Below are 26,775 nucleotides of genomic sequence, written 5' to 3'. Positions count from 1 at the left end.
GTTCTTAAATACCGTATTATTTTATTATAAAATTACATTGAGAACAACAAAACCTTGCAGATGAAAAAAGTTGTAACCTTCGGTGAGATCATTATGAGGATTTCACCTCCTGGCAATAAAAAACTCATCCAATCGAATCAATTGGAATATTATTTTGGTGGAACAGAGGTAAATGTAGCCATATCCCTTTCGCAATTAGGAAATGAAGTAGATCATGTTTCCGCAGTCACTAATGACTTTCTCGGAAAAGCAGCCACAAGTTATTTGAATACTTATGGAGTTGATACTAAATTTGTGCAGACCTCAGAAGCTCCTTTAGGTTTATATTTTCTTGAAGTAGGTGCTGTTATGCGACCAAGTACTATAAGTTATCATAGATCACATTCTGCATTTTCTAAAATCAATTCTTCAGATCTCGACTGGGAACAAATTTTAGAGCACTGTAACTGGTTCCATTGGACAGGAATAACACCAGCATTATCGGAAGAAGCTTATATAGGATTAAAAAATGCGCTTTTAGTTGCTAAGAATAAAAACATTCCTGTTTCTGCAGATCCTGCATACAGGAAAAACCTTTGGAATTATGGTATTGATGCCAAAGAAGCACTATCCGAATTATCAGGTCTATCAACTATTTTTATTGGTGGTCCGAATGAAATCAATGAGGTATTAAATACAGAATTTACTAATGATACAGATGACTTTATTGAAAGTTGTAAGTATTTACAGGAGAAGTTTCCTTATATAGAAAAAGTTTTTGATAAAACCAGAGTATCGTTAAACGCCAATTGGCATAGGATAAAATCTCGTATGTGGGATGGAAATAGTTTTTATGAAACAAGCGAATTAGAAATCACTCATATTGTTGACCGAATAGGAACTGGAGATGCCTTTGCCTCCGGGTTGATTCATGGACTATTACATTATGATGATCAGAAAGCATTACAATTTGCCAATGCATCCTGCGCGTTAAAACATACCATTGAAGGTGATGCTAACTTGGTAAACGAAGAAGAAATAGTATCGGTAATAGAAGGAAATTTAACAGGGAGAATAAAAAGATAAACATGGCAAAATATACTAGAATAGAAGTTGCACAAACAATGGGAAGCACTAAGATTGTTCCTTTATTTTATCACGAAGATATTACGATAGCAAAAAAAGTATTAAAAGCTTGTTATGATGGTGGTGCTAGAGTATTTGAATTTACCAACAGAGGTGATCATGCTCATGAAGTTTTTTCCGAATTAGTAAAATGGGTAAACCAAGAATTACCTGGTATGATATTAGGAATAGGATCTGTGGTGGATGCAGGTACAGCTTCTATTTTTATCCAAAACGGTGCTAATTTTATCGTTTCTCCTGTACTAAATCCTGATATGGCTAAAGTATGTAATAGAAGAAAAGTTGCTTGGTTACCTGGATGTGGAACGTTGAGTGAAATTAATTATGCAGAAGAATTAGGGGCCGAAATTGTAAAAATATTTCCAGCTGGTCAAATTGGTGGTCCTGATTTTATAAAATCGGTGAAAGCACCTTGTCCTTGGACACTTATCATGCCTAGCGGTGGTGTTACTCCAGAAGAAGATAACTTAAAAAAATGGTTTTCTTCTGGTGCTTATTGTGTGGGATTAGGTTCTAAATTAATATTTAAAAACGATGCTGGTGATTTCGACTATAAATCAATCACAACCACCACAAAAAAATCTATTGCTATAGCTTCTAAGTTTTAATAGATTTCTTGATAATCGTAAAACAATTTATATGATGATCTCTGCAATTAGAATCCAAAATTGAGTCCTAGAGATGCTCCACTATATTCGGCTATATTATACTCTAGATTTGCTTTAAAAAATCCAAGAGAGACCTTTGCTCCTATCGTACCTCTTACACCAGATACTTTACTCTCTATAGAAAAAGGATCTGTAATCTCTTCGGATGATATAACACCGGATTGTACTCTGTAGACCCCTTTTAAATCAGTATTAGAAGTTCCCGAGATATAACCAATTCCGCCATAGACATTAAAAACAGGTAATTTTGTTGATCCAATCAACTGAAATAATAGCGTATTGGTATCATTTTCGAAACGTTGATTTTCACCATCTACAATACTCGTATCCGTAAAATCATAACTCCCGTCTAAGTGCGTGTAGGCTATTAACCCAGCAATTGCAACTGGAAATAATTTCTCAGCTGGCAACCACGAAGTAAATTCATGTTGTAAACCTATTCCATAAAATCCAACCTTTGCATCACTTGTATTAATTTGCGGAAAAAAGCGTGCTTTTATTTCGGTTCCTTTTAACGGGCTAAAACTTGCTTGTAAAAATGCCGTCGGTACAAAATTGATATTAGACTCTCCCAAACCAGTTGGTAATTCAAATTCAGCATCTTGTGGAGGTAATCCTGGTATAGTACTTTCTCCTTCAACAAAAACAACAACTCCTTCAATATCTCCAAAAGCGGTTGCTACTTCTTGTTGCATACTCCCATCTCTAAACTGAAGATTTTCATACTGCGAGGTATCAAGAATAAAAGACTTATTATCACTCCCTACGAAAGAAGCATTAGCAATAAGAGATATTTCAAATCTAAATTTCTTTTTGGATTTTGCGCTATTAAACCAACCTTGATTCATACTATAAATTAATCCATCTGAAGCTGGGCGTAAGTAATCTGTTGCAAAACGTTGGGCATCATTTACTCCTGCAGCCAATAAATCATCAATATTCTGTTGTCCAAAAGTGTAAGAGAGATTAAACACTAGGATAAGAAGTAGTAATTTTTTCATAAGACTTTGGTTTTTAGGGAATTTTTTATCTACTACAAGATAACTTTTTATTAAAACAAATTCGATTTTTTGCATCATCTTTATTTAAACCAAAAAAAAACGTCCCTGCAATTTATTTGCAGAAATCGTTTTTTTATGATTAGAAAACTCTTGTTTCCTTATAAAGCTGAGTTTGTGCTTACAACTTCCCAGTAAGACATTTCTGAGAAATCCGTACACTTTCTTTTTTCATTTTGTTTTTTCCAATAGTCGATAGCTGTTTTTATTTTTTTTGAGTTTTCTGTTTTTTCCAAAATATAAATGGTTTTGTTTATGTGGTTTTTATTATAGTGAATATACCATCGCGTTGATGTTATATCTTTTTATTAATCTTTCTGCATGTGCTTTATGTCCTTTGGGAGCTAACAAATGTAATTTTCCTCTTTTTACACCTGCGATAAAACTTAGTACTTTCCATTTTACAACTTGCTTTTTAGTATCCATATTTTTTAATGCTATTTCTATAAAGTGTTTAGCGCCTCCATGCGTTACAAAAGATATATCTGCTCTGATTTTTTCCTTTGAAGATTTACTAATAAAAGCTTTTGGATCTTCATAATCTTCTGCTATAGAATTTACAGATACTGTTGATCGTTTTTCTACCCAGGATAATGCTTTTTTCAAATATTTGTCTTTTCTCATATCGTTTAGCTATATATAGCTTTTTTAGGTTTCATATTATGTTTTATTTTATTTTGGAGTTTTCTTAAAAAACCTTTGCTTCCGAAATATTTTTTTCTCAGCCCAGGTCTTTGTATTTGGTCTTTATGTTTCATAGTTCAAAAATTAAATGAGTATTATTGTTAGTTTCAATTCATTATCGATGAATAGCATTGCTGCTGGCAGCGGGTAATTCTTTCACAAACTTCATCACGTTATTCATTAATATTCTTAAGTATCTGTAATATATTGTCATAGTATTTTCTTTAATGTGATTATATTTTTGAAACTGGTAAAGAAGTCGATTTCTCAACTTCTCTCCAGTGTATATTATTTTAGATCTGGCTTATTTTAATTCGTCATAAGTTTCTACACTTATTAAATGTCTATCTCCATTTGCAAAGGTGAGTTCGTATAACCCTTCATCGTTCAATAAATCAGTATCAAGCATTTTTCCATTTTCGATTTTATCAATCCCTTTTATGCTATTTTCTTCATCATCTGCCGATACAGCCAACCCTTTACTGGTAAGATCAAAATCATATAATTCTTTTTCTCCTCGTCTATAAAATAATGAGATCATTTTATCATAAGATTCATCGCTATCGTTATCCAACATAATTACTTTTGTAACCTTATGTGGTATATCCGATCTATCCTGATTTAGTTTATATTTATCTTCTTGATCCAAAACAATAGGTTGCTCTGCAGACTCTGTCTCGAATTGCTTAAAAGTAATTTCTTGCCCATCTTTAATCACTTTGTTCTCTTTTTTTATAGTCTCTATCAATACATTTTTATTCTCCTGAGCGAATGCACTGATTAAAGCAAATGTGAATAGAAATACTGAGGTCAAGGTTAGTATGATATATATTTTGTTTTCTTTATTATTTGTTTTCATATGTCTCAATTTTGTATTTGTAATTATTTTTTCAATTCGTATTCTTAATTTATTCCAAGGGTTTCTAATTGTTTTAATTCACTGGTTAGGTGCTTCTCATTTACATGTAGTGTTCGGATAGGAAATGGAATATTTACCCCATTCTTATCAAAAGCTTTTTTAAGCTGAATAATCGCCTTACTTTTTGCCCTTAATCTGTCTAAACCACTCATTCCTTCAATCCAAAACCTACATAAGAAATTAATAGAACTGTCCTCAAATCCTGTGTAATAGAATTCTATCTGTTTATTAATTTTTTCTTGGTCAAATAAGTTCGAAATTGTTTCGATAGTAAGCTTTTGAACGGCTTCCAAATCAGATTTGTAATCAATACCGCATTCTAAAGAAATTCTCATTTCCTTGGTTAATGAGAAGTTTTTAAACGGATTCTCAATAATTTGTTTATTAGGAATGACAACTGTATTGTTATCTACCTCCTTTAAAACAAAATAGTTTAAATTAATATCTAATACTTCGCCAGAAAAACCATTAGTTTCGATCCAATTACCAACCTGAATATTATTTCTAAAAGACAAAACAATTCCGGATATAGTATTAGACAATGTGCCTTGTAATGCTAGTCCAATCACTAAACCTGAAACTCCAGCACCTGCTAATAGACTTGTTAATACTTGCCCTAGATTTAAAGCTGCTAATGCTAGAAACAATCCTCCTAAAACAACTATAATTGAAGCTCCTCTGGCAATAAGTTTTGTTATAGATGTTTGTCTTACTCTTTTATAAATTAACTTTAGCGTTACGTTATAAATTAATCTAGAAACTAAATAGGAGGCTATTAAGACCACTATCGCAACCCCGATATTAGGAAGGTTTGCTAACAACGTTTCCCACCAACTATGTAATTTTTCTGTAACAGTTTCTAATGATTCCGGAACTTCATTTTGTAATAAGAACATAATTATTACTTATTAAAATTTAGTGAAACTGTTTCCAAGTGCATTTTTGGTCTCTTACTCCAGGTTGCTAGAGTTACGCTAGATTTTTTTATTTCATTTATATATGATTGGATCAAGTCCTTGGTTTCTTCATCTCCTGTTATTGTCGTATTATCTCTGATACTTTTCATCCGATCCAGTAAGACAGCATGATCTCTTATAATCTCTTTTATCATTTCCTCATCTGTTTGAGGAAGTAAGCCTCTTTCTATCGAAGTAATTTTCTTTAATTCTCTATATCCAGAAATAGGCTCGTCTTGTATATCAGTTATTCTTTCCGCCAAACTATCAATGTTAGTCTTAGCATTGGTATATAATTGTTCAAATCTATCATGTAAGTCATTTTGCTTAATGCTACCTATATATCGATGAAAATCTCTTATTTTCTGATAATACATTTGATAATCAGCAAGCAGTGCGTTACACTCCCATATAGTAGAAATTCTCAAATTATTATTTATAATTAAATGATTCATTTTTTAAGTTTTTGATTTCGTAAATGGTATGTATTGCATCAACAGTTAAAAACTAGTTACAGAAAGTAACAGAAAAGAAAATGTTTTTTTAATCGGGATGCTGATTATAAAACAATACACTTGTAATATATGGCTCAGTAGAATTTTGTCAAGGCATTTAACGGGCTTTAACTTCAGTTAAGAATCTTTAACATAAGTATTTCTAAAATTACCCTTTATATGTTAATAAAAACTTAATTAAGTAACACTAAAAAATATGTTTTTACCCAAAAAAAGGATAAAAAATAGCAAAAACCATTATTTTTTAATCAAAAACTATCATTTTTCAATCAAAAATTCAACTTTTTTAAAAAAATGAAATACAATAAAAACATCATGTTTTTTGTTAAAAAAATCATAACTATCATTTTTCAACATATTTGAAGTCACTAGAAAAACTCAGCTATTTTGTATACAACCTCCAATATAATTTCGGATATTGCTTACGCAAATAGTTATGATCTATTTGTATAATCTTTATAAATCAGAATCATGAGGTATTTACAGCGTTTGATGTATTTTTTAATATGTATTGTTTTATGGTCTTGTGTGGAAAAAAATCCCAATAAAGAAGTAGAGCAAGGAATTTTGAAAGAAAACAAAATGCCCTTATCAGAAGACGGTTTTAATTATCCTATTAAAAAGGAAGTATATGTCCCTATTTACTCTGATATTTATAATAAGACCAAAGACTTTAGATTTCAGCTAACTGCTACTTTAAGCATAAGAAATACAAGTCCGAGAGATTCTGTGTTTATTAAAAATGTTGACTATTATAACACTTCGGGAGATTTTGTTAGAGGTTATATACAACAACCCATTTTTCTGAAACCACTAGAATCTATAGAATATGTGATAGAAGAAGAGGATACTACTGGAGGTAGTGGTGCAAACTTTCTAATTACCTGGGGTTCTAACACAAATGTTAAACCATTATTTCAAGGAGTGATGGTAGGTGTCTCTGGTCAACAGGGTTTCAGTTTTACCACTGAAGGTATTACCGTTTCTGAATAGAAGCTTTATTTTCCAGAACATACCGAATGATTAAAAATTAAGACAATCAACCCAAGAACTACTTTTATTCTTTGTCTTTTTTTCTTTCAACAATTTCAATCCCTTTTTGAATTACCAGAGAATTAGGAAGTGTAATATTTTTACCATCATCAGTTCTTATGAACAAATAAAACCCAGTAATATCTACTAGCTCGCCTGTCCAATCAAAATCTTTATCTAAAACCCGAATCTTATCACCAATTCTAACCGGATGACTAAAAAACAAAATAACACTGGCAGTTAAACTGGAAAGTAAAGACCACTGAGCAAAAAAACCAATACCTAATACCGCAAGTACCGAAGAAATAAAAACTATGAACTGTCTGTAGTCTACACCCCAAATTATAGCAAGTATCGAAATAGCTATACCATAAATAAAGAGATAACTAAGATTTAAGATGATTTTTCTACGGTTGATTTCGATAGATCGGATAAAACTAAATCTTCTGAGAGCCCTCTTAGTTAATATGATTATCCCAGTCATGGTTATAACTAATATGACTGTAAAAAGAATTTCTTTCTGATGATTAAACATGTGACTACTATTTTTACAGATTAAACAGTGTAATCTTGATACATCAATTTTCTAAAAACCCAAAAAATGCATGAGCTTAAAACTTGAAAAAACTGACTTTTAAACTTCATACAAAGTTAAATTGTTTTTAATGATTTATCTGATTGATTTCATATTTTAAAAACATTTTAAAAGTATATTTGAAAGAAATCCTGTTTACTAAAAGCATATGTTGTTTATAGCTTCCTTAGATCCGATAATTATACTAATTGCAATTTTTGCTATTTTAATTATTGGTATCAGTATCATCCTCAAAAAATTAAACCAAACCTATATCATAGGTTACATTCTTGTAGGCGTTATTTTAGGAGAGCACGGAATGAACTTAGTTCAGGATAAAGAATCGATTCACCTTCTCGGAGAACTAGGTATCATTTTATTATTGTTTTTTATAGGTATGGAAATCAACCTTATTGATTTCATAAAACAGTGGAAACTTGCTGTAATAGGTACTATTTCGCAGATTGGACTTAGTGTAGCCATGGTATTGCTGATAGGATATTATTATGATTGGAGTTTTGCCAGATCAGTTGTACTTGGATTTGTTATTGCATTAAGTAGTTCTGCAGTTGTGATCAAGTTACTTCAGGATAAGAAATTAATAGATACTAAAGTTGGCAAAAATGTCCTCAGCATTCTATTAGCTCAGGATGTTGCTTTGGTTCCTTTGCTTCTAATTATTTCTCAATTAGGAGGCAAATCAGAATCCATAGAACACATACTTCTTATGATCTTAGGAGCAATCCTTATCGTTGGCATTTTGGTTTATATTTATATAAAGAAAACCATTACACTGCCCTTTTTCTCCAAAAAAATAGAACGTGACCATGAGTTACAAGTTTTTATGGCCATATTTTTATGCTTTGGAGGAGCGCTATTCACCTTGGTGTTTGGGTTGTCGGCTGCTTTAGGAGCTTTTATTGGAGGAATTATAATGAACTCGGCAAAAGAAACCGATTGGATTCATGATACGCTCCATTCGTTCCGAATACTATTTGTCTCTTTCTTTTTTATTAGCGTAGGACTGCAATTAGACCTTTCATTTATCTATAAAAATTTGTGGTCTATATCTATTGCAATTTTAGTTGTCTACTTAACCAATCATTTTCTAAATTCAGTTATTCTACGGTTTTTTTCTTGTAATTGGAAAGAAGCATTGTTAGGCGGTGCTCTTCTTGCACAAATCGGTGAACTGAGCTTTTTATTAAGTTCAACAGCATTTAGCTTAAATATTATAGAAGACTTTGGTTATAACTTTACCATTAGCCTTATTTCATTAACTCTGGTTATCAGTCCTTTTTGGATAGGTATTACAGAAAAGCTTACAGGAAAAAAGTGATTTTCACACGATCGTTACAACCATTTTTTACGTTTAAAATACATCAGTAAACCTATAAAAATTAGTAAAAGAACTACCCAAAAAACATAGTATCCATATTTGAATTTAAGTTCAGGAATGTTTTCAAAATTCATCCCGTAAATTCCCGCTAAAAACGTTAATGGAATAAAAATCGTAGCAATAATCGTGAGCACTTTCATGACCTCATTCATTTTGTTACTGATCGTTGTCATATACATATCCATTAAACTCCAAGTCATCTCCCTGTAGATTTCTACATTTTCAGAAACTTGTATGATATGATCGTATAAATCTCTGAGATATAAACGCGTTTTTTTAATCACGAGTTTATGTTCATTTTTTTCTAGTTTATTTACTACTTCTCTTAATGGAAATACGGCTCTTCTTATTTTTAGGATTTCTCGCTTAAGACCTTGTATTTCGAACGTAATGGCGTCGGTAGATGTATTTTCGAATAACATATCCTCTAATTCTTCAATCTTATCTCCAACCACTTCTATTAAATTGAAATAATTGTCTACAATAGCATCCATTAGCGTATACAACAGGTAATCTGCTCCCATTGTCCGAATCCTACCTTTATTATTTCGTATTCGATTTCGAATGGAATCAAAAACATCTCCATCAGATTCTTGAAAAGACAAGACATAACCATCACCTAAAACTAAACTAACATGTTCTATACATAACTCATGCTCTTCATTGAAATACAACATCTTCAATACCACAAAAAGATAATTATCATATTCATCAATCTTGGGTCGTTGATGCGTATTTACAATATCTTCCATTATTAATGGATGAAGATTGCAATAAGCTCCAAGTTTTTCGATAGTCTGGGTATGACCAAGACCATTAATATTTAACCAAGTGATCGGTTTAGAATCTATATATTGATAGGCATCATCAATGCTATGCAATTCATGTTCTTCCATAAAACTCTCATCATAATCAAAGAGTTCTATACTAACATCTGTAGTATTTTTTTTTCCTACATAAACTACGGTACCAGGAACTAAGCCTAATGATTTCTTAAAGGAAGACTGTTGTATCTCTTGCATTCTTTTTAATTAAGAAGTACAAATTATCACATTTTTTTGTCTCCTCAAAACATTGTAAAATATAGAAAGTAATCTCTTAATTAAGCGAACTAATAGAATATACAAACATCATAATGATTTAATAAACCCAACCACGATCTACTGTAAAACACTTTATTTCTTCACAAACTGAACTCCTTCTAAACTATCGTCAATTTTTACAAAATAGGTTCCTCTACTTAGATCTCTGATATCAATTGTATGATTCTCACTTTTAATAAGTGTATCTTTAACAAGTTTACCCGTAAAATCAAAAATCAGTACTTTATGCTTTCCAGATTTCACCCCTAAAAGTTGAATTTCTTCATAAGAAGGATTCGGTGAAATACTGAATGGTTGCTCATATTTTGTAGTATCAATTTTTGATTTCGAACCATTTGGCACAGTCACATTATCCTGAATACAAGTTGAAATGTTTTGTTGCCATCCTGTTCCTTCTGGTCTTATAGCTCCTCGTAAAGAATATGTTGTTCCTGAAACAGGAGCATTTGGTACGGTAATCGTAACATTTGCAATACCAGATCCTGCAGACACGGTAGTTTTTCCTACTCCAAGCCAATTGGTATTCCATAAAGCAACGATTACGTCTCGATTAGTGTTTGCAGCGTAGTAAATCGGAACCGTAATACTTGTATTCGAGTTGATTTTAACAGGTAACACAGAACAATCCACAAGTTCAGTTCCGTTGGCAACAGCAATATTTTCATTTGTACATAATGTTATACTTTGTTGCCAAGGAGCATCAACAGGTCGAATAGAAGTTCTAAATTCGTATGTTGTACCTGCTACTGGAGTACTTGAAAAATTCATCACTACATTAGCAACTCCAGAGCCTTTGCTAACTGTAACTTTACCTGTACCTGCCCAAGTATTATTAACATAAGCTAAAACCACAATATCTCTAGTTTGATTTGCCGTATATCGCACCGGAACTACAATGGATTGTTTTGCAGGAATCATACTCGGTATCAAATCACATGTTGCTTTTTCTTCTTCTGTTATATTACCATCTGTGCTCAAAACTTGATTAACTGATTCATTTGTGAATGTTTTAGTTTCACCATTGCGCCACCTTACTGTTACTTCTTGAATTTGAGCATCATTACCCAAACCAAAATGAACCATATTGAGTAAACTTTGAGAGTGTGCGGAGCCTGAAGAACCTACCCGCTTAAACAATGTTTTTGTATTGGTTTTTACTCTTATTTCAGCCGAAATTGGATCAATATTCGAATTAGGAGAATACCCTACGTTTACTATCACGTAATTATTAGCATCTGTTCTTTGGTTTGAATACAAATGCCAAGTCCCTCGTTCATCACTTCCGTCCAAAATATCTACATCTCCATCAAGATCGTAATCAAAAGCCTGACTTTGATCTCCATGACTGCTTTCGCCTGCGTCATCAGCTCCATGAGAAGTAGTCACTTCAAATTTACCATTACCAGTATTTAATAGCATATAATCAGCAACTCTTTCGTTCAATAGTGGATATCGATTCACAAATAAATCTGCAAACCCATCATTATTAAAATCACCAGTTGTAACACCCCAACTATTTCCTCCTAAAGGAACATTCCAATCATTAGCAACATTTACAAATTTGTTTCCTTCATTTTTTAACAGAATATCATAGACATTTTTGTTGTTAGGTGTAAAACCTGGAGTTGCCGAGCTAATACCTTCAAGAGTCCATGATATCGACCAGTACAGTACACCTGTTCGAACGGATTCTAGTTTCCAGTTTCCATTACCTGTATGACCAATATATATCCCATTTTGATTTCTTGCTGCTGGCCAACCTTGTGCTTGGTTTTGCTTGATAATACGTTCTCCTGTAATTTGCGTTAGATCAACTGGTGTTTTTGCACTACCTAAGAATATTGGATAATCTCCATTATAAGTACTTCTAAAAACAGCTTCAAAACCTTTTAAGGTAAAATCTCCTACTGCTGTAAAATCAATCAGAGATCTCCCTTCATCTCCTCGGTCTTTGACGTGCATAATCTGAGTGACCGGATTATAGTCAATTGCCTTATCTGCTACTTGCGTATAAGTTTTTCCGCGAGAGATATAAATATCCAAATCTCCATCATTATCCATATCAAAGTCAGCCATTGCGAGCATGCTAGGAAGTCCTTGTACTCCTGCTGGTATCCATTGAGAGGTTACATTTGTGAATGTAAAATCTCCATTCCCTTTCCATACAGATATTGGAAAGAAAACAATAAAATCATCAATATGATCACCATCAATATCTGTAAGCAAAAATCGATCTCCAGCCGCATTTTCAAAATTTGGAACCCGTATAGTTTCAAAACGTCCATTTCCATTATTTCTATAGATCACATGTTTTCCTCCATTAGGATTATTCCATTGTGCATTCAACAAAACTAAATCCAAATCATTATCCGAATCAAAATCTCCCCAGACTGCTGATCTTCCTCTAGCGCCTTCAGTGATGCCTACCTGATCATTTCCCAAAGTTAGCGTTCCGTTATTGTTAATATAAAAATCTGGTGTATTTGGACTAGTTCCATTTCCTCCTCCACGTGTTGCTACCAAATCTAAATCTCCATCATTATCAAAATCTGCTGCAGAAGATCCGTGCAAATCCTGTAATCGCCATCTTGCCAAATTAAAAGAGCGATCAAAAACTCCATTCCCATTGTTCCAAACTAACTTGCTCGGATTATTAGGGTCATTATGATTATTAAAAATCATATCATAATCTCCATCATTATCCATATCCGCTATGGTAGGACCCGCATATTTCAAAGCAGGACCTGTAGTAATTCCAGCAGATTCGGTTACATCTGTAAATAATGGATATTGAATAGATAGATCCTGAAAATTCAATTGGTTAATAGTAACATTACCTGATCGGGTTGCAATAGTGAGCGTTATTTGTCCACTTTGGGGAAATCGCACGATAGCATTTAGCGAATGGGTCCCACTAGAAATGATATCAATGTTATCCAAAATAACCTTGCCATCAGCCAAAATACTAAGATTTGCATAATTAAAAGTAGTAGACACGTTAATGGTTACTTTTTTTTCTAATGAACCAGAAACAGTATAGTTCAAATTTAAGGGAGATAACTGATTTACAAAGGTGGGATTATTGATTTGAGATAAAACACCATTAATAACAATGATAGATAATAAAACAAATAGTTTTAGTTGTCTGTGTTTAGCGCTGTTTTTCATGAAATATGAGTTAAGTTGAGTTAGTCTAATTTTTAAAAAACGCTACCGAATTTAGTTATAATTCGTATCTCAGCACTATGTTTTTACTGCACAAAAACTAGACAGAAACTCATTTTTCACCCATTTTTAATCGTGTGCCAACACAGATTATGGTATTAATTTGAAAGAAATATGGGAAAACCTTTTGCGGACACTTTTGATAGGAAATTTATAAATATATCCTTCCTATTTTTTAGTTTATAAAATCAGAAGGACTGATTTCAAATTCTTTTTTAAAGCATTTCGAGAAATAAGAAGGACTCGAAAAACCTGTCTGAAAAGCTATTTCTGCAATCGTACTCTGTTTACTCATTAATAATTCTTTGGCTTTATGCAATCGAATAGAAGATATCAATTGATTTGGAGACTTATTGGTAATGGCTTTGAGCTTTCTTTGTAGTTGTCGTTCACTTACTCCTATCTCTCTACACAGTATTGTAACTCCGTAAAAATCATTGCTTAAGTGATTATTAATATTTTGAATAACCCGTTGTAAAAATGAATCCTTGTATGGGTCTTTAACTTTAGGAATATGAGAGACAATTTTTTCAGACTTCTGCTTTTTCGAGGCCGTATATAAAAGTATAGAAGTACCTAAGTCGGTTTTAAAGACTGCCTTTTGCGGAGTGATATCAATATTTACACCGATAAGTAGATTCTTTACGGTTTCTGTTAATATGATTTGATTTGGGATTGCTTGATTCGCTACAAGGGCAACAAAATCTTCAGTTTCTTCACAAATACAATCTACTACAGAACATTCTCTAATGTCAATTCCTATCGAAATCTGAGCATTAAAACTTTGCACTGCTTCTACTAGCTCAGTACTACAATGTACTGCCTTGCTAGGTCCTTCAAAAGTAATGGTAAAAGAGTTTTTAGTATCGATTACCAAATTTCCTTTATACGTATTTGCCAATTTCTTAACCAAATTTCTCACCGAATATTGATATGCTTCTGCAGCTTTTAAATGTCCAACCATAAAGGTGTACAACTTTCTTTCATATACTGGTTCGGAAGTTCCTTTAATGCTATCAACAAAAGACTTTATCTCTTCTAAAACTTCAAACGTATTTCCTGCCCAAAACAAATGGTCATCTCCTTCTAGCTCCACCAATCTCGAATCTGGAATTCGATCTGCAATAAATCTTCCTTCTTCTATTTTTACATCAATATCACCGACTCTTTGAAGCAATAATGTTGGTACTTTTATGGAACCTAAAATATTAACAATGTCTACTTGGGTATTCATTTTGGTCAATATCATAGCAGCTCTAGGACTGGCTCCAGATCTAAAGTAGTTTGCCAACCACTCCATAAACACCTTATCTTTAGCTTTTGATGGTGCCAACGATTCTAGATTCATAGCACCGCTTCCCCAATTGTTTTCGATCATGTCATACACTTCCTGACGTTCTTGATCGGTTGGCGCCCAAGGATAGTCATCTGAATATCTTCTCTTTGCAAAAATTCCAAAAGCAATTAATGAAATAACACGATCTGGATACGTAGCACTAAACAATGCCGAAACACTTCCTCCTTCTGAATGTCCAAATAATATAGCTTTTTCGGATCCTGCTGCATCCATAACAGCAGTAATATCTTCCATTCGTTCTTCTAATGTTGCAAATTCTACCACTCTATCGGATAAACCTGTTCCTCTTTTGTCGAAAAGAATCACTCTGGCAAATTTCCCTAATTCTTCGAAAAAACTAACCAATTCTGGACAAGACCACATCAGATCTATATTAGAAACCCATCCTGGTATGTATACTAGGTCTACGGGTCCCGAACCGAATACCTGGTAAGCGATATTTACATCTCCACTCTTTGCATAAGCTGTCTTTGGTTTTGTCATTGTGATCGTTTTAAGAAGGTTAATAAACTGTAGAAAAATCTACTTCTGTAAAACTATAAAACAACAACACGAAACCCACAATAACAGTAAGTACAAAGTGTATACGACCTGTATGAAACTGTTAAAAAAGCGTATACATTATGTAGACAACAAATGTTTAATTATTTGAATATCAGTTATTTAAATGTTAACATCAATAAAACTTCAGTGAACAACGATACTTAGGTGTTTTCCTTTTCTAGCTGTACCAAATAGGAGAAAATTTCTTGTTCTGGAGCTAGTTGTAGCTTTTTTCGAAGTCGATATCTTGCCGTTCTTGCACTATCTGGAGAGATGCCCAAAATACCAGCCATTTCTTTTACATTAAGATTTAACCGAATTAAAGAACATATTTTTAGATCGTTGGTGCTTAGGTCTGGATGTTTTGATTTTAATGAAACATAGAAACCTTGATGGGCATCTTCAAAAAATCGACTAAAATCTTCCCAGTCCTTATCAATACTTATATTCTTTCGAACGATCTTATTTAGATCAGCAATTAATTTTGTTTTTTCTATTGAAGGAGATTTTTTAATTTTCTGTATAGTTTGCTGAATATTTTGTACAATTTCGTTTTTCTTAATAAAGTTTAAAGTATAGGTACTCAACTCTTTATTTTTAAACTCTAATTGTTGTTTTAATTCTTTTTGTTTTAGCTCTGAGTTTTCCAACTCCTTTTTTAATAGTTCTTTCTTGTTTACGGCTAATTGGCTACTCTTTTTTGCACGTTGTACAGAAATGATATAAATAAAACAACCACTAATAGTTATGATAATTACACTAAGCACCAAAATAAGCTGGATAATATCATCTTTCTTCTCCTGTGCTTTAAAAGACACTAATTCCTTATCTTTTTTTTCTAATTCATTCGCAAATTCTATATACGCTATCTGTTTAGATTTTTCTAAGTTGAAGAGCGAATCTCGTAGCACAATATACTTGTCATAGAAATAATACGCTTCTTCGGGTTTAGACTGTAGCTTTTTAATCTCCTTTAATTCCTCATAAGCAAACAGTTCATATTTTTTAAGGTTGTTCTCTTTGGCTAACCTCAATCCCATACTAATTTCTTTTACTGCCTCATCTAATTTACCTGATAGTCTTAAGATTTTACCATGGAGAATTAGGTTATTCGTTAATCCATCTGTATCACTTACCTTACTGCCTAAATCTTTGGATCTGTTAATATGGTAATACGCTTGTTCAATTTCATTTTTATAGAGATAGAGAATTCCTAGTTTGTTATGAGCTTCCGCGATACCATAAGTAAAGTTGGTATCAGTATGCATTTTTAATGCATCGGTAAGATATTTTAAGGCTTCTTCATATTTTCGTTGCTCTACCAACATGGTTCCTATTTTGGTAAAGGTGGTCGCTATTCTTCCTTTTAATCCTAAAGCAGTAAACTCATTAATAGCTCGCTCATAATATTGTTGAGCCTTTTTGTATTCTTTAAGATCGGCATACACCATTCCAATATTAAGTGTAGAATTGGCTATACCTTCTTTATCTTGTATACTTTCATAGGCTTTATAAGCATTGTTTAGAAATAGTAAAGCTTGCGTAAGATTCCCTTGTGCCCAATAGGCTACTCCTACTACTCGATTAGCCCTTGCTATTCCTTTTGGATAGGATAATTTTTCTGCCAGTTTTAATGCTTCAGAACCAAAATTTATGGACTCATTAGCATCCATAATCCAATATTCATATCCTATGGTGTTGAGAAGGTTTACCTTTATGGTATCTTCATCTGTATAGGCCTCCGCTAAATTCCGAAGGCTATCAATTTTTTTCGATTTTTGTGTAGCAAAAGTGAGATTGATGCAGAGGAAAAAGCTTAGAACAATAAAAAAGCTATGGTTTTTGCCAATAACATCGTACTTGGGTATATAAGATAGTACCTCAAAGAATCTCATCAAAAATCAGAGTTACAGGAATAATTGGTTTACAGTAAAAAACAAAGCTACTTATCATTTTCTTAATCCTATCGCTAAGAATTGTTAAAACCTGTCCTTCTAAACAGATTTTGACAACATCTCACTAAATTCCTATTTAATTTATGAAAAACACATCTTTGGTTCTAAAATATCCTCCTCGTTTTACAATGAAACTCCGATCAATACTCCTGCACCTACTCCAGCGATCCCAATTAATATTTTCTCAAAAACACTCTTTCTTCGTTGTCGTTTTGCTGCCTTTTCTACCAATTCTAAACTGGTACTTGCTTTATCCAAACTATTAATCGTATACTCCAATGCTTTTTGCGTATGATCCAAAGTGTTTTGTGTTTTTTGATATACTAACAAATCTAAGCTATCAGTCTTCGCAAAGTTGAAACCTAATCGTCGCTCTAAATCCATATTTCTTCGCAAGGTTTGGGTATACTTTTCCACCAACTCTTTAGTCATTCTATCCTGATCAATCGTACTCTGATATACGTTCTTAATAGCCAAAAAAGACTTTTTATTTACTAAGAAAATATCAGCGGTTTCAAACCTATACAAACTATCTTTTTTAACGGTCAATGGTTCTCCAGAATGATCTGCATAAGCAGCCGGAATCTTGATAACCTGCAAAGAATCTACCACCTGACTGAAAGCTTTTGGTATTACAAAAATGAAAATGAGTACGATTAATTTATTCATGATATATTAATTTTATAAGAAGCTTTTGTTATTGATTTAATCCGAATAATCCTTCTAATAGCACACGATCTTTTGTCAACTGATTATTCGTTTGCTGAATAGAATCTTTGATGTTTTGTAATTCATTCCAATCCTTTGCGTTTTTCTTTTTAAAAGCAAATAATATAGAATCTCGCTGATGAATCAGTAAATCTTTTTGTGCCTTCATCTGTTTAAATTCTATTCTAGAATTTTTTAAAAGATCTTTTGTAATAGTCAGGGTATCTTTTGATATTTTCAACTCTTTATTTGCTTTCTCTAACTCTGAAGTAATTACTTTCCAATTTTCACTACTATTAAAAGTCATGTAACCAATAATGATCAAAAAGATCAATGCTACTATTTGAAGTACAGTACTAATATTTATGGATTTCATCTATCTTAAGTTTATTAAACTTCCTTTTACTATTACAGCTACATTATCTAGCGCCAATGCTTTTTAGACACCTACGGTGCTTTGCATTTACTCTTCAAAAGTATAAATACATTTTTGACGAATCTAGGACAAAAACGGATAATCTGTGTAAATTTCCGACGAAAAATAATGGTTCAAACGTGAAATCTTAAGAAGGCGAGTACGATAGATGTAAGAAATCTAGAATTATGTTATTAATAAAGTGCTTTTGCACACATATCACAGTACTACTAAATGATATGATCTAGCTTTTTTGGGGTGGGTATTTTTTCTGTATAATAGTAAATATCAACTAAAAACAACATATCCGATGAACCATATAAGTGCATAGAAAATAACTAGTACTAATTCCAATCTATATTTATTTATCATTTTTTCCATATCGGTATACTATATATTTTTATTACTCTGTAAATACCTTTTCTCATATGAAATAACCGTATAAAATTGTCTCTTTTGACTTGATGCTTCGTCACAAAATGTATCGATAGCTAAGGCTATCCATAAATTTTCTTCCTTGTCTAAATTCAAAATAGCTCAATTTCGTATTTCAGTAATTTCATATAAGAACTGGTATAAAAAGGTTATTAAAAGGTCCTGTGAATGGATACGCAGGACCTTTTCTACAAAGTATTAACGAAAATTTACTTTGTAAATTTTAGTACCTCTTATTTCTTTATTAATTGTTTGATAACACTTCCTCCTATACCCTGAATACGAACAAAATAAGACCCACTTTCTAAATTCGAAACATTCATTTCTATGTCATCATTCGATTCACTCTTAGAAGATGTTAGTACCAATCTACCATTGATATCATATATCTCTATTTTGTTTAGCGTAGTTTTATTTGAGTTCGTAATATGTAATATATCAATTACCGGGTTTGGATATATGGATACTCCAGCAAAAAGTTCGAATTCATTTGTACTCAGCGTTGGATCTACAGTAAGCTCAAAACTACAGCAAATCTCCGTTCCACTTTCATCTGCTGCACAAAGTGTAACGATTGTAGTACCATTTGACAATAGTGTTCCTGGGGCAGGATTCTGTGTAAAAGTGACTAACGGATTAGCGCAAGTTCCTATTGCTATTGCTTCTCCAAGAGCAAAGTAATCTGGTAGTTGATAGGTGTCATTTCCTTCATCTGATCCTACAGTCTGATCAGCAGGACAACTAATTTGTGGTTCTGAAGGATTTTCTACCGTTACAATAGCAGTACAACTATCTGTATTACCATTATTATCTACTACCGTTAATGTTACTGTATTATCGCCTATCGATCCACAATCAAAAGTAGTCACATCTATACTCATCTCGGCAATACCACAATTATCAGATGATCCGCCATCAATATCTGCCGCAGTAATACTTACCCGACCATCTTCATCTAATTGAACCGTTATATCCTGGCATACAGCAGTAGGAGCTGTAGTTTCATTTACATTTACGGTAAAAGAACAGCTTGTTGTATTTCCAAATTCATCAACAACCTCAAAAGTATTTACAGTTTCTCCCGCGGGGAACTCACTTCCACTAGCTAATCCTGCAGTTTGCGTAATTGTTCCCGTTGCGGTGGTGATGTTATCTATGAAGCTAGTTGCTATAAGCTGCATGGTAGTATCATCTACCAATCCACTATCTATGCTAGCAAACAATAAATAATACAATCGATTGGTATTTATAAGACCCGTTACCTGATGCTGATCATCATCGGTATCATCCGCAAAATTCTGAGAAGCTTCTACATTTTCTGGGATAATAATCAAATGGTTAACAGAAGGGTCACTAGAACTACCATCTAACTCTTCTCTTACTCGTTTTACAAATATGTTATAGTTGATCGTGTTTACGGTAATAGTTGCTGTAAATCCATCTGCTAAGCCATCTCCATCAGCTCCTAACTCACCCGTAATATCAAAATCAGTAACACCATCTAAATCGGCTGCTAATAACCATAAATTTTCTACTTTTCTGGTAAAGTATGCACCATTTGTACCAAAGTCAGCAAGAGGTACAACCACATTATCTGAATAGGAAATCGTTCCTGTAGAAAGATCTGTACTGATAAAGTTTCCATCATCGTACATATCATCTCCTCCATCATCAATAGATGACGCATTAAGTCCCTCGTCTAACTGAAAATCAAATGGATTTGGAATTAGTGATGAAACCAAAGAGTTTTTTCGATTAAAAAGTAACAAAATATCATCTAAGGTATTATCAAATACAGCAAAGTTATCGCTGGCACTTGGAAGATCGAAATTTACTACCGTACTACAACTAGTTTCATCTAAATCAATTACAATATCATCTACACAAGTAACTACTGGAGCCTCTGTATCGTTTACCGTAATACGTTGTTCACAGCTTGTGCTATTACCTTGATTATCCTCTATTGTCCAATTTACTACAATGGTTCCTACAGGATATACACCTGATGCATCTGAAGTATTGGTATAATCATTTACAATTGAAACGTTACCAAACTGTGGTAATCGCAGTCTAAAAAAGTTATTGTCTATACTTCCACATTGATTATCGTCCACAAAATTATTTTCCAACAATGTAAACGTAATAGCATCTCCAAACGTATTGATCCATGTATTCCATGTTTCCTGTTCTACAACTACGAATTGCTTTACAATAGAACAACCGCTATTATTTTCTTCCAGCAATATTTGATCATCTGGCCCTGTTAATACAAACTTCTCATTGTCAACATCATTATGATCTCCATTAAACGTTATTTCTAAAGTAACATCGGTATTAGTTGTGCTGAGTCCAGATAAAATAGTCGGAGTATCGATAAGATCTCCTGAATCATTGAAACGATAGAATACATTAAAAGTATCTGGTATGACTTGATCTCCACAATTATCTCCAAAAGCTGGTGTAGCTATTGTAATTGATGCTTCATTGGAGTTAGGATCAGTCGCAACTGAGATGTCTGGTGCACAAGTAATAGTGGGTGCTGTATCATCTGCAATAGTAACATCAAAAGAACAGCTTGCGATATTACCACTATTATCTTTTGCAAAAAATGTATTGGTCGTAGATTCAGCTAAGAAAAAATTACCAGATTCTTCTCCACTAATCAAAATAGGACCTGTAGTATAATCATGAAATTCTACAATCAGTCTCGTGGATATAACTCCTGTAATATCATTCCAAAGACCAGAGGACGCTATCATCCTTACAAAATCTTCATTCCCTACATTATTCGGCTCACCAGAGTTAAAATTTCTAAAAGTAGCAGGTTGACCACTCTGCCATATAAAGGTATCTTCTTCAACTTGATCATTCAATCCAATTAAAACGCCATCAATCGTATTATCCGTTAAAAACGTTTGTATAAACTCATTTTCTTCTATAGTATTAATGGTAATGATATCCAATCTTTCTTCTTGCGCTTTTTGGAAAGCCTCTGAAGCGGTCATTTCTTGATCAGATATAAAATAAGTACTCGTTCCAAGAGATCCTAATAAGGTAAAACCATCCAGAGTAGTAGGTACTTCTGCAAAATCGCAATCTGAAACTGCTACTTCATAGATAACTACATCTGGACAATCCAGTGTTATATTTTCTGGACAGGCAATAATTGGCGCAGTGATATCTTCTACTGTAACCATAGCTCTACAAGTCGATGAGTTTCCACGGGTATTCGTTACTGTTAGCGTTACTTCATTAACTCCTATATTAGAACAATCAAAACTACTAGGCGTAACAGAAAAAGCCGCAATACCCTCGGTATCGGTAGAACCAGCATCCACCTGTGTAGCATTTATTGAGACTGTCCCACCTTCATTTAATTGTACGGTAATATCCTGACATCGCACCACAGGAAAATCATTAGCTATAACGGTGACGATTGCTGTACAACTAGATGAATTTCCGCTTTGATCAGTAACCGTTAAGGTTACCTCATTTTCTCCTAGATCAGCATTACCAAAGGTATCTTGGTTAAGACTCATGGTGTCAATAGTACAATTATCCGTACTACCCGCATCTATATCAGCAGCTGAAATGCTTGTCTGTCCGTTTTCATCTAATTGAACTATGATATCATTACAAACTGTTATTGGAGATAATTGATCCACAACTGTGACCTGAGCCGTACAAGAGCCCTCATTTCCACTTGCATCTGTAACAATGATATCACGACTAAAAGTTCCTAAATCATCACAAGTATACACGGCAGGTCCAGTAATTACTACGGAAGGTGTTTGATCACAATTATCGTTAAGATTTAGGATAGAACCATCATTTAATACATCGGCAATTACACTTCCATCGGGACCAAGTGCCACAGTAATATCCTGACACGTAATGATTGGCACTATAGTGTCTTCTACAGTTACTACTGCCGTACAAGTAGCAGAATTACCTTGATCATCATTAACAGTAAATGTAATATCATTTATTCCAATAGCATTACAATCTAATGTTATTTGTTCCACATTTCCGATGTAAGATACTACAACTGCCAGCCTTTTTACCACTCCTGAACAAGGATCCCCAAAAATAGCGTTGGTTGCAGGAATCGTAAAGGTATTGTTTCCTAATGCAAACCCTTCTACAATGGCTTGCGAATCGGCTGCATGACAATTACCAATAGCAAAATCCCCATTTGATCCTGTTGGTGTCCCATAACTAGCAAATTCTACAGCATCAACTACCGCACCTTCAGGTAGTGTAATAGTTAGGTCTTGTCGCTCATTTACCTGAGCAAAAACAGTTTGTGATCCTACTAAGGAAAATGTAATAGGATCTCCATCTGGATCAGAACTTCCGTTATCCAACGATGCGGCATCTACCACCATATTCCCTGTTTCATCTAATTGTACCGTAACGTCTTGGCATACGGCAATTGGATCTGCATTTTGACCATAATTCCAAACAGATATCAATAGGAATATCAATAGGGTATAATAATTCTTTCTGGTGGTTTTGTAATTTTTTTTCATGTCTTACTTTTTTGTTTACGTTTAATTCTAAATTTTACGGACTATCAACCCTAATCGATGAATTAGGGTTTATTATCTGTATATTTATATGAAGGTCAAAACTAGATCTGTTCAAAAAAACTTGATATAACAAACCCGCAAAAGACTTGTAATATTCCGACATGTAAAATGATAGTTATATAAAGTATTTGATGGTAAGTCGTATAAACAGATTTACAAAAAACAGAAAGTCAATCAGATAGCCCGAAACGCTTTTTATAAATCATCCTATGATCTCTTGTATTCCAATCTTATGAGATATCATAGCTTCAAAATAAAAATCCTTACTCAGACTGTTTCTTTTAGAGTTTCGCCGCTACTCTTTTCTTCTACCTTGATTGTATATTTCTCTTTATACAAAATCATAAGATTACAAAACGAAATGATAAATCCGGCAGAAAACATATAGCATAAAAACAAGAGTACGATTAATTGTATCCTGTTTGATGCAATACTTTCTTTGGTCCATGCCTTCTCAGGATCTCCTAATAAGATCATCATCTGTTCATTTCGAGCTGGTAAAAATCCATGAGAAGCTTCGAACGCTTCAAAAGGATTGCTATTCTTAAATTCATTACCAATCACAATGTCTTTTTCTAAATAGGGTAATGTTTTTGCTTCTCTGGTAAAATGATAAGCAGCATAGGTTCCTATTAAAATAACAATGAAGTTAATGGATAATCGCATCCATGTTTGAATCATTTTATTTTTTAAAGAATACAAAATCAGAAAACCTGCCAGTGCCGTAGCGATGAAAACTCCAAATTTCATCAAAAACACGGTATTATCATCCGATGCATGCCAAGATGGTAATGGGATGATAAACGCTCCTGCTACTGAAGCTATCCAAGTACTTAGCAATGTAATTTCTTTCCAAACTTCTTTTAGTTTTGCTACTAACATGATATCTTATTTTGGGGTTTGTAATACCAATGTTTTCTCTTCCTCGCCACCATTACTCATAATCAGATGTAGTTCTGGCGCTCCTACTCGGCCATCTTTTTCTAACCAAAATAAATAATACCCAGGCACAAAATCCTGAACAGCATTTTGAGTAGGTTGGTTAAACCGAAATCTTTTAATATCCTGTCCCTGCTCAAAGGACAATTTTCCGAACACAAAAAATCCTTCTTCTTCATTTGAATTTACAATTACTTTAATTTTTGTCGTTGCGTCATTTTTCGCAGTATTATTAATGGTCTGTAATTTGGCATCATAATCCTGATAGATTGCATTGATGATATATTTCTTATCAGAAATAGTTTCATAATTTCTAGCCAGATCACCCACAATTCTTTCTGTTTCTTTAAGCGTAGCTACATATTCTGGAGTCAGTGCATACTTATCATTACAATTTTCTAATACCGGAAATAACTCTTTACTTTTTATTACTAATTTTTCAAAAGCCTCTTTCTCTTTTGGTTCACTAGAAGCTGTAATTTTTTCTTGTAGACTTGTCAGGTTTCGTTGGGTGTTTGACAATACTACCGTAAGGTCTTTGTTTTTGGGTCCGTAACTGGCACAGCCCGACAGCATCACTGTTATTAACAACAGTATAATTTGTGTTTGAATTTGTCTCATTTTAAGGGAATTTTAATGAATCTAAGGGATTATTTTGATTCAAAATTACAGGGAATTACCCCTTATTCTATATCACAAAAACGGCAAATTGAAGTAATTTTCCGACTTTTGATATTGAGATTACAAAGCTTGGATAACTTGATCCCAATCAAAAGCAGGACCTATATCCCATTTACCCGAAGATCTGTAATTAACATGAGATGTAATTCCTCTGAAATTAACTAACTCTTCTTCTGCTACTATACCATATCGCTTATCTTCAGGTAAAAACGATGCAGGAATGTTATACTCTGCCGTTAAATATTTAAGTAACAAAGCCAAGCTTTTATATTGTTTAGCCGTATGTGTCGCAAAGTATTGTTCTCCTCTAAATGGAATATCTAATTGGGTATAGAACTGTGTATCGCTGATATGACAATACACATCATTATCATTATATACAGTTACTAAATTGTCTCCGATTCTTTTCAAAAATCCAATGTTAGACATTTCGATGGCGATGGTTCTTCTACCTCCGTTTGTATTTCCACCTACCGCTCTAGAGCCTAAATGATAAGCCCAAAAAGCCGAAGACCACATATTAAGAATCGTTCCATTTCTGGCTATAATAAATGGTACAGATACTCTATGATTGGGTCTAGACAAGGCGGCTACATCTCCTTTTAGATAACCTGCAGTATAATGTAGTACAATCTGATTTTTGGTATGTTTTTCTTTTACATAAAAAGAAGTGTCTCCATTTTTTGTACGACATTGTACGTATGGCATCTTTTCATGACTTCCTTTAATAGAAACTGAATTTGGTGTTAAAATAAATTCCTTACCGGCAGTATCTCTTCCGGTATCAAAAAAACTTTTCTCATGCTTGGCAATACTGGTAGCTTTCATACCTCATCGAATTTATAATTATTAATACCTCAAAATTACTGGCAGTTCTATACAATCACTATTACAAAAACGGTAAATAGAGGGAAAATTGCGACAGATTCTGTATGAACTTGTATAAGCTTAAAAACATTCAGCCGAACCCTAGGTATTAAGTAAGGAAACAAAAAGTCCCTCAGGTCATGAAGCTTGTCGAAATGAAAGAGGGATTTAACGAGATGTTTTTGCAAATAAAAAAAGTTCTTACAACGTCCTAATGCTTCTCCAAACTTTTTTCTTGACTAAACGTCTTCATAATTTTTTCGACATCCAGATGGATTCTTCCTTTTACCAACCAAGCTACTGCAAATGCATATACTGCTACCCACTCGATCCAAAAAGTATACGCAGGAATAATAGTATCGAAATTAATTTCTAAAATGGCTTCTAGTGCAAAAATAGCAACCAATGCTCCTACAGATGCCCAAACGATAATACCACATCGTTTAAACAGTCGATTTCTGGATGCTGACGCATTGTGGTTTAACACAAATTTAAAAAAACTCATATAGCCCAATAAAATGAAGAATAAGGCTGCACTTAACAAATGGATAGCCCCTAGAAATCCATTAGACTCATGCCCAAACAAATATGGAGATCCTGTGAAATATAGTTGACCCAAAGGGTTTTCTGACTTTGTCGGTATTAATACCGTAATTAAAATACAAACACCAGCAGCAGTGGTAACAAACCGATCGCTCAACAACTCTCCTTCTTTTTTGGGATAGCCTTTATAATTGATTAATATCAATCCAAAAGCCGATAAGATTAATATAAAAAATACGCTTCCAGCGGTATAATAATAATGACTCATACTAGAAAGTAAATCCTGATGTGCCGCTAAAAGTAATAATGGCAACGCCAATCCTAAAATCCCAATGGTTTTTCTTAGTGAATACAATGATGTTTTATGTTCCATGATATACTTATTTATGTTTCTCCAAAAGTAGTATCACAAGACAGCTAACGGCTATCACAAAAACGGTAAATAAAGGGAATTTTGCGACAATCTTACAATGATCCTACTA

The 26,775-nt window shown here is 33.3% G+C and carries 22 protein-coding genes; 4 read left to right on the top strand and 18 right to left on the bottom strand.

What is annotated here, in order from left to right; all coding sequences use genetic code 11:
* The first annotated feature begins 60 nt into the window (after positions 1–60).
* Both Q1A73_RS10970 and Q1A73_RS10965 read left to right on the top strand, forming a co-directional pair.
* Positions 61–1,065 carry a sugar kinase gene (locus Q1A73_RS10970; RefSeq protein ID WP_299605293.1) on the top strand — a complete coding sequence of 335 codons (1,005 nt, stop codon included), beginning with the start codon at positions 61–63 and terminating at the stop codon, positions 1,063–1,065.
* Between the two features lie 2 nt (positions 1,066–1,067).
* Positions 1,068–1,733, top strand: a complete 666-nt coding sequence (locus tag Q1A73_RS10965) for a bifunctional 4-hydroxy-2-oxoglutarate aldolase/2-dehydro-3-deoxy-phosphogluconate aldolase (RefSeq protein WP_299605291.1) — start codon at positions 1,068–1,070, stop codon at positions 1,731–1,733.
* A gap of 47 nt (positions 1,734–1,780) precedes the next feature.
* Here Q1A73_RS10965 and Q1A73_RS10960 read toward each other — a convergent pair whose 3' ends face one another.
* The 6 genes from Q1A73_RS10960 to Q1A73_RS10935 all read right to left on the bottom strand — a co-directional run bounded on the left by Q1A73_RS10960 (position 1,781) and on the right by Q1A73_RS10935 (position 5,838).
* Positions 1,781–2,794, bottom strand: coding sequence for a DUF6588 family protein (locus Q1A73_RS10960; RefSeq protein WP_299605289.1), 1,014 nt, complete (start codon positions 2,792–2,794; stop codon positions 1,781–1,783).
* 158 nt (positions 2,795–2,952) lie between these two features.
* A complete protein-coding gene (locus Q1A73_RS10955) occupies positions 2,953–3,087 on the bottom strand; it encodes a hypothetical protein (RefSeq protein ID WP_299605287.1) in 135 nt (44 codons plus the stop codon).
* 31 nt (positions 3,088–3,118) lie between these two features.
* Positions 3,119–3,475 (bottom strand): hypothetical protein, encoded by a 357-nt coding sequence (locus Q1A73_RS10950; RefSeq protein ID WP_299605285.1) that lies wholly within the window; start codon positions 3,473–3,475, stop codon positions 3,119–3,121.
* 364 nt (positions 3,476–3,839) lie between these two features.
* Entirely contained in the window at positions 3,840–4,394 is a 555-nt protein-coding gene (locus Q1A73_RS10945) for a hypothetical protein (protein ID WP_299605283.1), read from the bottom strand.
* Positions 4,395–4,438: 44 nt separating this feature from the next.
* Entirely contained in the window at positions 4,439–5,350 is a 912-nt protein-coding gene (locus Q1A73_RS10940; RefSeq protein ID WP_299605281.1) for a mechanosensitive ion channel family protein, read from the bottom strand.
* A 5-nt stretch (positions 5,351–5,355) separates the two neighbouring features.
* Positions 5,356–5,838 (bottom strand): ferritin-like domain-containing protein, encoded by a 483-nt coding sequence (locus Q1A73_RS10935; protein WP_299605279.1) that lies wholly within the window; start codon positions 5,836–5,838, stop codon positions 5,356–5,358.
* Between the two features lie 558 nt (positions 5,839–6,396).
* Between Q1A73_RS10935 and Q1A73_RS10930 the strand changes: the two genes are divergently transcribed.
* The gene (locus Q1A73_RS10930) at positions 6,397–6,918 is read left to right on the top strand and encodes a DUF3124 domain-containing protein (protein ID WP_299605277.1); all 522 of its coding nucleotides are present in this window, start codon (positions 6,397–6,399) and stop codon (positions 6,916–6,918) included.
* A gap of 64 nt (positions 6,919–6,982) precedes the next feature.
* Here the strand turns inward: Q1A73_RS10930 and Q1A73_RS10925 are convergent, their stop codons facing one another.
* Entirely contained in the window at positions 6,983–7,492 is a 510-nt protein-coding gene (locus Q1A73_RS10925) for a mechanosensitive ion channel domain-containing protein (protein WP_299605274.1), read from the bottom strand.
* A 208-nt stretch (positions 7,493–7,700) separates the two neighbouring features.
* On the opposite strand from Q1A73_RS10925, the gene Q1A73_RS10920 reads away from it, so the two are divergent.
* Positions 7,701–8,870, top strand: coding sequence for a cation:proton antiporter (locus tag Q1A73_RS10920; protein WP_299605272.1), 1,170 nt, complete (start codon positions 7,701–7,703; stop codon positions 8,868–8,870).
* A 14-nt stretch (positions 8,871–8,884) separates the two neighbouring features.
* Here Q1A73_RS10920 and corA read toward each other — a convergent pair whose 3' ends face one another.
* The 11 genes from corA to Q1A73_RS10865 form a co-directional block, all read right to left on the bottom strand.
* Positions 8,885–9,952, bottom strand: coding sequence for a magnesium/cobalt transporter CorA (gene corA / locus Q1A73_RS10915; protein ID WP_299605270.1), 1,068 nt, complete (start codon positions 9,950–9,952; stop codon positions 8,885–8,887).
* Positions 9,953–10,105: 153 nt separating this feature from the next.
* Entirely contained in the window at positions 10,106–13,201 is a 3,096-nt protein-coding gene (locus Q1A73_RS10910; protein WP_299605267.1) for an FG-GAP-like repeat-containing protein, read from the bottom strand.
* Positions 13,202–13,433: 232 nt separating this feature from the next.
* Complete coding sequence (locus tag Q1A73_RS10905; protein WP_299605265.1) at positions 13,434–15,098, bottom strand: alpha/beta fold hydrolase; 1,665 nt, start codon at positions 15,096–15,098, stop codon at positions 13,434–13,436.
* Positions 15,099–15,319: 221 nt separating this feature from the next.
* On the bottom strand, positions 15,320–17,053 hold the full coding sequence (locus Q1A73_RS10900; RefSeq protein ID WP_299605263.1) for a tetratricopeptide repeat protein: 1,734 nt from the start codon (positions 17,051–17,053) through the stop codon (positions 15,320–15,322).
* A 183-nt stretch (positions 17,054–17,236) separates the two neighbouring features.
* Entirely contained in the window at positions 17,237–17,782 is a 546-nt protein-coding gene (locus Q1A73_RS10895; protein WP_299605260.1) for a hypothetical protein, read from the bottom strand.
* Positions 17,783–17,810: 28 nt separating this feature from the next.
* Positions 17,811–18,197, bottom strand: a complete 387-nt coding sequence (locus Q1A73_RS10890) for a hypothetical protein (RefSeq protein WP_299605257.1) — start codon at positions 18,195–18,197, stop codon at positions 17,811–17,813.
* A 707-nt stretch (positions 18,198–18,904) separates the two neighbouring features.
* Positions 18,905–23,203 carry an HYR domain-containing protein gene (locus tag Q1A73_RS10885; RefSeq protein ID WP_299605254.1) on the bottom strand — a complete coding sequence of 1,433 codons (4,299 nt, stop codon included), beginning with the start codon at positions 23,201–23,203 and terminating at the stop codon, positions 18,905–18,907.
* Between the two features lie 327 nt (positions 23,204–23,530).
* Positions 23,531–24,145 (bottom strand): hypothetical protein, encoded by a 615-nt coding sequence (locus Q1A73_RS10880; RefSeq protein WP_299605250.1) that lies wholly within the window; start codon positions 24,143–24,145, stop codon positions 23,531–23,533.
* A gap of 6 nt (positions 24,146–24,151) precedes the next feature.
* Positions 24,152–24,823 (bottom strand): hypothetical protein, encoded by a 672-nt coding sequence (locus Q1A73_RS10875; protein WP_299605247.1) that lies wholly within the window; start codon positions 24,821–24,823, stop codon positions 24,152–24,154.
* A 120-nt stretch (positions 24,824–24,943) separates the two neighbouring features.
* Entirely contained in the window at positions 24,944–25,711 is a 768-nt protein-coding gene (locus tag Q1A73_RS10870) for an N-acetylmuramoyl-L-alanine amidase (RefSeq protein ID WP_299605244.1), read from the bottom strand.
* A 250-nt stretch (positions 25,712–25,961) separates the two neighbouring features.
* Positions 25,962–26,666, bottom strand: coding sequence for a hypothetical protein (locus tag Q1A73_RS10865; protein WP_299605242.1), 705 nt, complete (start codon positions 26,664–26,666; stop codon positions 25,962–25,964).
* Positions 26,667–26,775: the final 109 nt, after the last annotated feature.

The organism is uncultured Aquimarina sp., assembly GCF_947492115.1.
In the GTDB taxonomy this organism is placed as follows: domain Bacteria; phylum Bacteroidota; class Bacteroidia; order Flavobacteriales; family Flavobacteriaceae; genus Aquimarina.
Note: the sequence above shows the minus strand (reverse complement) of the source record. Positions and strands in the feature narration are given on the sequence as shown.

Excerpts from the sequence above, each read along its gene's own strand:
- Q1A73_RS10970 (WP_299605293.1), top strand. The coding sequence starts at position 61 with ATGAAAAAAGTTGTAACCTTCGGTGAGATCATTATGAGGATTTCACCT.
- Q1A73_RS10965 (WP_299605291.1), top strand. The coding sequence starts at position 1,068 with ATGGCAAAATATACTAGAATAGAAGTTGCACAAACAATGGGAAGCACT.
- Q1A73_RS10960 (WP_299605289.1), bottom strand. The coding sequence starts at position 2,794 with ATGAAAAAATTACTACTTCTTATCCTAGTGTTTAATCTCTCTTACACT.
- Q1A73_RS10950 (WP_299605285.1), bottom strand. The coding sequence starts at position 3,475 with ATGAGAAAAGACAAATATTTGAAAAAAGCATTATCCTGGGTAGAAAAA.
- Q1A73_RS10945 (WP_299605283.1), bottom strand. The coding sequence starts at position 4,394 with ATGAAAACAAATAATAAAGAAAACAAAATATATATCATACTAACCTTG.
- Q1A73_RS10940 (WP_299605281.1), bottom strand. The coding sequence starts at position 5,350 with ATGTTCTTATTACAAAATGAAGTTCCGGAATCATTAGAAACTGTTACA.
- Q1A73_RS10930 (WP_299605277.1), top strand. The coding sequence starts at position 6,397 with ATGAGGTATTTACAGCGTTTGATGTATTTTTTAATATGTATTGTTTTA.
- Q1A73_RS10925 (WP_299605274.1), bottom strand. The coding sequence starts at position 7,492 with ATGTTTAATCATCAGAAAGAAATTCTTTTTACAGTCATATTAGTTATA.
- Q1A73_RS10920 (WP_299605272.1), top strand. The coding sequence starts at position 7,701 with ATGTTGTTTATAGCTTCCTTAGATCCGATAATTATACTAATTGCAATT.
- corA (WP_299605270.1), bottom strand. The coding sequence starts at position 9,952 with ATGCAAGAGATACAACAGTCTTCCTTTAAGAAATCATTAGGCTTAGTT.
- Q1A73_RS10910 (WP_299605267.1), bottom strand. The coding sequence starts at position 13,201 with ATGAAAAACAGCGCTAAACACAGACAACTAAAACTATTTGTTTTATTA.
- Q1A73_RS10905 (WP_299605265.1), bottom strand. The coding sequence starts at position 15,098 with ATGACAAAACCAAAGACAGCTTATGCAAAGAGTGGAGATGTAAATATC.
- Q1A73_RS10900 (WP_299605263.1), bottom strand. The coding sequence starts at position 17,053 with ATGAGATTCTTTGAGGTACTATCTTATATACCCAAGTACGATGTTATT.
- Q1A73_RS10895 (WP_299605260.1), bottom strand. The coding sequence starts at position 17,782 with ATGAATAAATTAATCGTACTCATTTTCATTTTTGTAATACCAAAAGCT.
- Q1A73_RS10890 (WP_299605257.1), bottom strand. The coding sequence starts at position 18,197 with ATGAAATCCATAAATATTAGTACTGTACTTCAAATAGTAGCATTGATC.
- Q1A73_RS10885 (WP_299605254.1), bottom strand. The coding sequence starts at position 23,203 with ATGAAAAAAAATTACAAAACCACCAGAAAGAATTATTATACCCTATTG.
- Q1A73_RS10880 (WP_299605250.1), bottom strand. The coding sequence starts at position 24,145 with ATGTTAGTAGCAAAACTAAAAGAAGTTTGGAAAGAAATTACATTGCTA.
- Q1A73_RS10875 (WP_299605247.1), bottom strand. The coding sequence starts at position 24,823 with ATGAGACAAATTCAAACACAAATTATACTGTTGTTAATAACAGTGATG.
- Q1A73_RS10870 (WP_299605244.1), bottom strand. The coding sequence starts at position 25,711 with ATGAAAGCTACCAGTATTGCCAAGCATGAGAAAAGTTTTTTTGATACC.
- Q1A73_RS10865 (WP_299605242.1), bottom strand. The coding sequence starts at position 26,666 with ATGGAACATAAAACATCATTGTATTCACTAAGAAAAACCATTGGGATT.